Annotated in this window: 8 protein-coding genes; all 8 read left to right on the top strand. The window is 66.0% G+C overall.

From position 1 onward, the window contains the following. On the top strand, nt 1-818 hold an 818-nt coding region (locus AC1DYI_RS23220; RefSeq protein WP_477206496.1), incomplete at its 5' end, for a LysR substrate-binding domain-containing protein. Nucleotides 819-871: 53 nt separating this feature from the next. Continuing rightward, entirely contained in the window at nt 872-2,284 is a 1,413-nt protein-coding gene (gene leuC, locus AC1DYI_RS23215; RefSeq protein WP_477206495.1) for a 3-isopropylmalate dehydratase large subunit, read from the top strand. Nucleotides 2,285-2,297: 13 nt separating this feature from the next. Next, complete coding sequence (locus AC1DYI_RS23210; RefSeq protein WP_477206494.1) at nt 2,298-2,432, top strand: entericidin A/B family lipoprotein; 135 nt, start codon at nt 2,298-2,300, stop codon at nt 2,430-2,432. Nucleotides 2,433-2,440: 8 nt separating this feature from the next. Then, nucleotides 2,441-3,088, top strand: coding sequence for a 3-isopropylmalate dehydratase small subunit (gene leuD, locus AC1DYI_RS23205; protein ID WP_477206493.1), 648 nt, complete (start codon nt 2,441-2,443; stop codon nt 3,086-3,088). Nucleotides 3,089-3,096: 8 nt separating this feature from the next. Next, nucleotides 3,097-3,426 (top strand): hypothetical protein, encoded by a 330-nt coding sequence (locus tag AC1DYI_RS23200; RefSeq protein ID WP_477206492.1) that lies wholly within the window; start codon nt 3,097-3,099, stop codon nt 3,424-3,426. Continuing rightward, entirely contained in the window at nt 3,416-4,291 is an 876-nt protein-coding gene (locus tag AC1DYI_RS23195; RefSeq protein ID WP_477206491.1) for a hypothetical protein, read from the top strand. The genes AC1DYI_RS23200 and AC1DYI_RS23195 overlap by 11 nt, the downstream gene beginning before the upstream one ends. A gap of 47 nt (nt 4,292-4,338) precedes the next feature. Beyond that, complete coding sequence (gene leuB / locus AC1DYI_RS23190; protein ID WP_477206490.1) at nt 4,339-5,442, top strand: 3-isopropylmalate dehydrogenase; 1,104 nt, start codon at nt 4,339-4,341, stop codon at nt 5,440-5,442. Nucleotides 5,443-5,546: 104 nt separating this feature from the next. Continuing rightward, on the top strand, nt 5,547-6,680 hold the full coding sequence (gene asd / locus AC1DYI_RS23185) for an aspartate-semialdehyde dehydrogenase (protein ID WP_477206489.1): 1,134 nt from the start codon (nt 5,547-5,549) through the stop codon (nt 6,678-6,680). Nucleotides 6,681-6,731 lie beyond the last annotated feature (51 nt).

The following is a 6,731-nucleotide window of genomic DNA, read 5'->3' as shown; positions in this document are numbered from 1 at the left end:
AGACGCGCCTGGGCGTGCAGCTGTTCGATCGGCGCGCCCGGGGCGTCGAGCCCACCGAGGCGGGCAGGGCGCTGGTGCGCCACATCCGCAGCCTGAATGCCTCGCTGCATGCGCTGGAAAGCGAGGTGGTCGAGTTCAGCCGCGGCATCAAGGGGCACTTGCGCATCGCCGCCAACGCGGCGGCCATTGCCGAGGCGCTGCCGGCCGACCTGGCGGCGTTCTCACGCGAGCACCCGCAGATCCGCATCAGCCTGGAAGACATGACCAGCGCCAACGTGCAGCAGGCCGTGGCCGAAGGGCGGGCCGACGTGGGCGTGTTTGCGCCACCGCTGACCGACCAGCGCCTGGCGACCTGGCCTTACCGTGCCGGCGAGCTGGCGGTGGTGCTGCCAAAAGGCCACGCGCTGGCCCGCGGGCGCGGCGGTTTGCGCTTCGATGCGCTGCTGGACTACGACATGGTCGGCCTGCACATCGGCGCCTCGGTGCACGAGATGATGCTGCAGCGGGCGCTGGAGCGTGGCCGCACGCTCAACGCCCGGCTGCAGGTGCGCGGCTTCGATGCCATTGCCCAGCTGGTGGGCGAGGGCCTGGGCGTTGCGGTGCTGCCGGCGGTGGTGGCCGAGCGTTTTGCCAAGCTGTTCGCGATCAGCGTGCGGCCCTTGGCCGAGCCCTGGGCGCGCCGGCGCTATCTGCTGGCCGCGCAAGCACAAGAGGTGCTACCGACGGTGGTGCAGCGCTTTGTCGACCGGCTGGCCGGGCTGGCGTCGGCCGCCGAGGCCGCCGAGACCGCATCCCCCCACGCTGCGCCGAATCCCTGACAATTCACCTTCTGGCCGCGCCCTCAGGCGGCCGCCTGAACGAAAAGCCTGCCATGACCGCTCGCACCCTGTACGACAAGCTTTGGGACGAACACGTCGTCCACACCGAGGAAGACGGCACCGCCACCCTCTACATCGACCGCCACCTGGTGCACGAGGTGACCAGCCCGCAGGCCTTCGAAGGCCTGGACATCGCCGGCCGCAAGGTCTGGCGCCTGTCGGCCAACCTGGCGGTGAGTGACCACAATGTGCCGACGACCGACCGCTCGCACGGCATTGCCGACCCGGTGTCGAAGCTGCAGGTCGACACGCTCGATTCGAACTGCGACCGCTTCGGCATCACGCAGTTCAAGATGAGCGACAAGCGCCAGGGCATCGTGCACGTGATCGGGCCTGAGCAGGGCGCCACGCTGCCAGGCATGACGGTGGTTTGCGGCGACAGCCACACCAGCACCCACGGTGCGTTCGGTGCCTTGGCGCACGGCATCGGCACCAGCGAGGTCGAGCACGTGCTGGCCACGCAGACGTTGTTGGCCAAGAAGGCCAAGAACATGCTCGTCAAGGTCGAGGGCGCGTTGCCTCGCGGCTGCGGCGCGAAGGATGTCGTGCTGGCCATCATCGGCAAGATCGGCACGGCCGGCGGCACCGGCTACACGATCGAGTTCGCCGGCTCGACCATCCGCGGGCTGAGCATGGAAGGCCGGATGACGGTCTGCAACATGGCCATCGAAGCGGGCGCACGCGCAGGCCTGGTGGGCGTGGACGACACGACGATCGACTACGTCAAGGGCCGGCCGTTCTCGCCYAAGGGCGTCGAGATGGAGCAGGCGATTGCCTACTGGCGCACGCTGCACACCGACGCCGGCGCGCATTTCGACAAGGTGGTCGAGATCGACGCGACGCAGCTGCGGCCGCAAGTCACCTGGGGCACCTCGCCCGAGATGGTGTTGTCGATCGAGGACCGCGTGCCCGACCCCGACAAGGAAAAAGACAGCGTCAAGCGCGGCGCGATCGAACGCGCCCTGCAATACATGGCGCTGGAGCCGAACAAGCCGATCGGCGACATCCGCATCGACAAGGTCTTCATCGGCTCGTGCACGAACAGCCGCATCGAGGACATGCGCGAAGCCGCCGCAGTGGTGCAGCGCGTGGGTGGCCGCATCGCCGGCAACGTCAGACTGGCGCTGGTGGTGCCGGGCTCGGGCCTGGTCAAGGCGCAGGCCGAGGCCGAAGGGCTGGACAAGGTGTTCACAGCCGCTGGTTTCGAATGGCGCGAGCCGGGTTGCAGCATGTGCCTGGCGATGAACGCCGATCGGCTGGAGCCGGGCGAGCGCTGTGCCTCGACCAGCAACCGCAATTTCGAAGGCCGCCAGGGCGCCGGCGGCCGCACCCACCTCGTCAGCCCGGCGATGGCCGCGGCGGCGGCGATGGCCGGGCATTTTGTCGACGTGCGCCGGGTGTCCTGAAGGAGTGGATGTGATGAAGAAGCTGTTGATTGCCCTGGTGTCGGTGCTGGCCTTGGGCTGGCTGACCGCTTGCAACACGGTCGARGGTTTCGGCAAGGACGTGCAGAAAGCCGGCGAGAAGCTCGAAGACGCCGCGAAGAAAAAATAAGGACACCGATGCAAGCCTTCACCATTCACAAGGGCCTGGTGGCCCCGATGGACCGCGCGAATGTCGACACCGACGCGATCATCCCGAAGCAGTTCCTGAAGTCGATCAAGCGCACCGGCTTCGGCCCGAACCTGTTCGACGAATGGCGCTACCTGGACCAGGGCGAGCCCGGCCAGGACCCGGCCACGCGTCGGTCGAACCCCGACTTCGTGCTGAACCAGCCGCGCTACGCGGGCGCCTCGGTGCTGCTGGCGCGTGACAACTTCGGTTGCGGCTCCAGCCGCGAGCACGCGCCGTGGGCGCTGGAGCAATACGGCTTTCGCGCGCTGATTGCGCCGAGCTTTGCCGACATCTTCTTCAACAATTGCTTCAAAAACGGCGTGCTGCCCATCGTGTTGCCCGAGTCGCAGGTGGCTCGGTTGTTCGACGAGGTCAACGCCTTCCCGGGTTACCAGCTCACCATCGATCTGCCGCGCCAGGTGGTGGTCAAGCCCGATGGCAGCGAGCTGGCGTTCGATGTGCAGCCTTTCCGCAAGTACTGCCTAGTCAATGGGTTCGACGACATCGGCCTGACCTTGCGCCACGCAGACAAGATCCGCGCATTCGAGGCCGAGCGCCTGGCGCGCATGCCCTGGTTGAACCAGCGCGTGCTCTGAGCTTGGGCATGCGCAGGCCGCCTTCGCTGCCGCGTTGGTTCCAGCGCCTGGTGCTCAGCCGCGTCTGGCTGAGCTTCCTGGTGCTGGGTCTGAGCTTCTTCGCCTTTGGCGTCGGCACGCTGAACCTGTTTCTTCTGCTGCGCGCCAACACCAACCTGCTGGTCGACAACGGCTGGGTGGCCCTGATGGACGGCGGCGCGCAGCAGCTGTTCGAGTTGCTGTTCAACGGCTACGTGTCGATGGCCGCGTACGTGGTGTTCAAGGCCTGCGAGTACCGGCTCGCCCATTGGCTGGGCGATCCTCCAGAAGACGACGGGGCCAAGCCCGATGCGCATTGATCTGCACCTGGGCGTTCACGAGACCGCGACGATATATCTGCAGCACTACTGGACGAGTTGCAGCCAGGTCGCCGGCACCGCCGCTGCGTTCCCGCCGCTGGCCGAAGTGCGCGCGCAGCTGACGCCCGTATGCAATCCACCCTCCGTCAAGAGCGCCGGTCCCGGCGAAGGCCAGCGTCGCCGCGAGAAGGCTGTCACATGGCTGAACGGGTGGTGTCAACGTGCTCAAGCCTTGGTGCTGTCCGACGAGAACCTGCTTGGCTCGTCTGACCGGCTGTTCGCGCAGCGAGCGCTGTATGCGAGCGCTTCAGGCCGCTTGGAGCGCCTGGCCAAAGTGCTGCAAGGCTACGAGCTGCGCATCTGGTTGTCGGTGCGCGAGTACGGTTCTTTCCTTCGCTCTGCGTACTCCGAGACGCTGCGCCACGGCCCGTATCGGCCGTTCCGCGAGGCCTACGACCATTTCGATCTCGCGAGCCGCGGCTGGGAGCACCTGGCCCACGATGTGCAGCAGGCCTTTCCGGCCGCCAAGCTGGTCTGCTGGCGCTATGAGTCGCTGGACGAGCTGCGTGCGCCGATCACCTCGGCGCTGTTCGGCATCCGGCGGGCGGCGATGCCGCCGATCGACGATCAACGCGACCGCCAGTCCCTGTCCAACCTGGCGGTCGAGTTGCTGGACGACATCTATCACCGCGTCGGCGCCGATGAAGCCACGCGCGTGCGGCCGTCGGTCGAGCGGGTGATCTCTGGTGACGGCCTGGCATCCTTCGAACCCTGGAGCGAGGCAGAACACCAGCAATTCAAGGCGGCGTACGAACAATCGCTGGTTGCGCTTCAGGCCTTGCCAGGCATCAGCTGGCTGGGCTGAGCCATCAATCCCACACGAACAAGATTTTTCTTCAAGGAGTTCTGACCATGAAAATCGCCATCCTGCCCGGTGACGGCATCGGCACCGAGATCGTTGCAGAAGCCGTGCGCGTGCTAAACGTGCTCGACCTGAAATTCGAGATGGAAGAGGCCAAGGTCGGCGGTGCCGCCTACGAGGCCCACGGCCACCCGCTGCCCGAAGCGACGCTGAAGCTGGCTCAGGCCGCCGACGCGGTGCTGTTTGGTGCCGTCGGCGACTGGAAGTACGACACGCTGGAGCGCTCGCTGCGCCCCGAGCAAGCCATCCTGGGCTTGCGCAAGCACATGGGCCTGTTCGCGAACTTCCGCCCGGCGATCTGCTACGAGCAGCTGACGCACGCATCGAGCCTGAAGCCCGAACTGGTGGCCGGGTTGGACATCCTGCTGATCCGCGAGTTGACCGGCGACATCTACTTCGGCCAGCCACGCGGCCGCCGCGTTGCGGTCGACGGGCACTTCCCCGGTGCCGAAGAAGCCTTCGACACGATGCGCTACAGCCGCCCCGAGATCGAGCGCATCGCCCACGTCGCGTTCCAGGCAGCCCGCAAGCGCAGCAAGCGCGTGACCAGCGTCGACAAGGCCAACGTGCTGGAGACCTTCCAGTTCTGGAAGGACATCGTCACCGAGGTTTCCGCCCAGTATCCGGACGTGGCGCTGGACCACATGTACGTCGACAACGCCGCGATGCAGCTGGTCAAGGCTCCGAAGAAGTTCGACGTCATCGTCACCGGCAACATGTTCGGCGACATCCTGTCGGACGAGGCCGCGATGCTGACCGGGTCGATCGGCATGCTGCCGTCGGCTTCGCTGAACGCGAAGAACCAAGGCCTGTACGAACCCAGCCACGGCAGCGCACCGGACATCGCCGGTAAGGGAATTGCAAACCCTCTGGCTACAATATTGTCTGCCGCCATGATGCTCCGTTTCTCACTCCAACAGCCCGAGGCTGCCGACCGTATCGAGTCGGCCGTCCGTTCGGTGCTGGCCTCGGGCTACCGCACGCCCGACATCTGGAGCGAGGGCACCCAGAAGGTGGGCACACGCGAGATGGGCGATGCGGTTGTGGCTGCCGTCACCGGCAAGACCATTGCGAAAACCATTACCAAGAGCTAGCAAGCTCCGGTTCGTTTCGCCCCTGTGACCCAGACCCCGGCGATACGAGCCGGGGAACCTGGAACCTCACGGACTCTCACTCACAGGCAAAGGCGAAACTGAAAATGGCACAGGCACTCGTAGGGCTGGTTGGTTGGCGGGGCATGGTTGGCTCCGTGCTGCTGGACCGCATGGTCGCGGAGCGCGACTTCGATCTGATCGAACCCCTGTTTTTCTCGACTTCGAACAAGGGCGGCGCTGCCCCGTCGATGGCGAAGAACGAAACCAAGCTGCAAGACGCGTTCGACATCGACGCGCTCAAGCGCTGCGACATCGTCATCACCTGCCAAGGTGGCGACTACACCAACGAAGTCTTCCCGAAGCTGCGCGCGGCTGGCTGGAACGGCCACTGGATCGATGCCGCCTCGTCGCTGCGGATGAAAGACAACGCGGTCATCGTGCTGGACCCGGTCAACATGCCGGTGATCAAGAACGCACTGGCCAAGGGACAGAAGGATTGGATCGGCGGCAACTGCACCGTCAGCTGCATGCTGATGGGCGTGGGCGCGCTGTACAAGGCCGGCCTGGTCGAGTGGATGAGCACCCAGACCTACCAGGCAGCCTCCGGCGGTGGCGCCCAGCACATGCGTGAGCTGCTGACGCAGTACGGCACGCTGTACGCCGAGGTCAAGGCGCTGCTGGACGACCCGAAGAGCGCGATCCTCGAGATCGACCGCAAGGTCATCGCCAAGCAGCGCAGCCTGTCGGCCGACGAGATCGCCAACTTCGGCGTGCCGCTCGGTGGCTCGCTGATCCCCTGGATCGACCGCGACCTCGGCGACGGCCAGTCGAAGGAAGAGTGGAAGGGCATGGCCGAGACCAACAAGATCCTCGGCCAGGGTGAAGGCTTCGGCAGCGCCGCGGTGCCTGTCGACGGCTTCTGCGTGCGGGTGGGGGCCATGCGCTGCCACAGCCAGGCGCTGACCTTCAAGCTGAAGAAGGACGTGCCGCTGGCCGACATCGAAGCGATGATCGCTTCCGACAACGAGTGGGTGAAGGTGGTGCCCAACACCCGCGAAGCGACGATCCGCGACCTGACGCCGGTGGCCGTGACCGGCACGATGACGATCCCGGTCGGCCGCCTGCGCAAGCTGGCGATGGGGCCGGACTACCTGGGCGCCTTCACGGTGGGTGACCAGCTGCTGTGGGGCGCTGCCGAGCCGCTGCGACGCATGCTGCGCATCTTGCTAGCCGCCTGAGTGAGTACAAACCATCGGGGTTTGTACCTTCGCCGCGTTGCCCATGGGCAA

The sequence above is a fragment of the Ideonella sp. P3_A4 genome, assembly GCF_056403075.1.
This window is presented reverse-complemented; position numbering and strand designations above follow the sequence as displayed.

Coding starts and splice junctions, on each gene's coding strand:
- leuD (WP_477206493.1), top strand. CDS start 2,441: ATGCAAGCCTTCACCATTCACAAGGGCCTGGTGGCCCCGATGGACCGC.
- AC1DYI_RS23200 (WP_477206492.1), top strand. CDS start 3,097: ATGCGCAGGCCGCCTTCGCTGCCGCGTTGGTTCCAGCGCCTGGTGCTC.
- AC1DYI_RS23195 (WP_477206491.1), top strand. CDS start 3,416: ATGCGCATTGATCTGCACCTGGGCGTTCACGAGACCGCGACGATATAT.
- leuB (WP_477206490.1), top strand. CDS start 4,339: ATGAAAATCGCCATCCTGCCCGGTGACGGCATCGGCACCGAGATCGTT.
- asd (WP_477206489.1), top strand. CDS start 5,547: ATGGCACAGGCACTCGTAGGGCTGGTTGGTTGGCGGGGCATGGTTGGC.